This is a genomic window from Curtobacterium sp. MCBA15_005 (assembly GCF_001864855.1).
GTDB classification, from domain to species: Bacteria; Actinomycetota; Actinomycetes; order Actinomycetales; family Microbacteriaceae; genus Curtobacterium; species Curtobacterium flaccumfaciens.
The window spans coordinates 1-1,360 of record NZ_MJGL01000024.1 but is presented as its reverse complement, the minus strand read 5'-3'; the positions used below and the strand labels follow the sequence as shown (position 1 = coordinate 1,360).

Here is a 1,360-nt window from a genome sequence, read left to right as displayed (position 1 = left end):
CGGCACCGGGCCTCCAGGCTGGTGCGTCAGCGCGCGGGGCGCGACCCGTGGTTCCGACCGCGGATCGCGCCGCGCATCAGATCGCGTCGCAGATCGCGTCTCAGATCGCGGGGACGATGATGTCGCGGACCAGGGCGTCGAGCTTCGCGTCGGCGTCCAGGAACTGCCGGAGCGTCGTCACGGTCGCACCGAAGCGGTCGAAGTCGTCGATCGTCATGCCGTCCACGTCGTAGCCGCGGGCGAACTCCGGCGTCGCGGCCCGGAGCGCCTCGATGACGTGCACGGGGACCTCGTCGTCGATGGCGTGCGGACGGAACGGGAACGCGTTGTCGTTGATGTCCTTCGTCCACTGGAACGGGGGCGACACCACCAGGTCCCCGCCCTGGAACTCCGACCACTGCAGTGCGTTCCGGAAAGCGGCGACCAGCACGCGCGAGCGGAAGCCACGCTCCTGGAAGACGCGGTAGGCGTTCTTCACCGCGGCGACACCGGCCCACTCGAGGATGCCCGGGTCCACCATCACGTGGTCGCGCTTGACGACGGTCTTCAGCCAGTCGTCGAAGCGGCCGGCCATCAGGGTGACGACGTGGCCGAACTCCTGCTCCGGCAGGCCCTCGGCAGCACGGCGGTCGAGGGCGCGCTCGATGGCCTCGCCCACGGCGACGACCTGCGGCACGGTGAAGGACACCGTGGCGTTGATCGAGACCCCGCGGTAGGCGGCTTCCTCGATCGCGGAGATGCCGACCTTCGTGGCGGGGATCTTCACGATGATGTTCGGCGCGAGCTGCGAGAACCGGACGGCCTGTTCGACGAGCGCGTCGGCGTCGCGGTGGAACCGGGGGTCGGTCTGCATGGACAGTCGACCGTTCCGGCCGCCGGACGCCTCGAACGCGGGCAGCAGCTGCGCCGCGGCGGCGATGGAGAGCTCCTCGACGGCCTTCCAGCCGATCCAGGACTCCCCCGCCGTCGGGTGCTCCTCGGCGATCTCGCGGATGCGCGGGACCCAGGTCTCCGGGTCCTGCTGGATGCAGGTGTACGCGATCACCGGGTTGCAGGTCGCACCGACGGCGCCGTACTCGTGGATGGCGGTCGACAGTTCGCGCGGGTCGGCGGAGTCGTTCCACAGGGCGGTCGGTGTCTGCTCCGCGGCCTGCAGGGTGACGGGGCGGGAGTCAGCGTCGGTGGACGCCTGCGTCTCGAGGGTGGTGGTCATCGGTGGAGTCCCTTCGTGATCATGTCGAGTTGGAACCGCGACACCGCGTCGGCGTTTTCGTCCTCCGCGAAGACGCTCGAGACCGCGACGGTGTCCTCGCGCGCCGAGAAACCGACCCGGTCGAGCGCCGCCCAGAAGGCGTCGAAG

The 1,360-nt window shown here is 70.1% G+C and carries 1 protein-coding gene; it reads right to left on the bottom strand.

The genetic code is table 11. The features are described 5' to 3' along the window. Positions 1 to 100 precede the first annotated feature (100 nt). Positions 101 to 1,213 (bottom strand): transaldolase family protein, encoded by a 1,113-nt coding sequence (locus BIU89_RS11710; protein WP_071246734.1) that lies wholly within the window; start codon positions 1,211 to 1,213, stop codon positions 101 to 103. Positions 1,214 to 1,360: the final 147 nt, after the last annotated feature.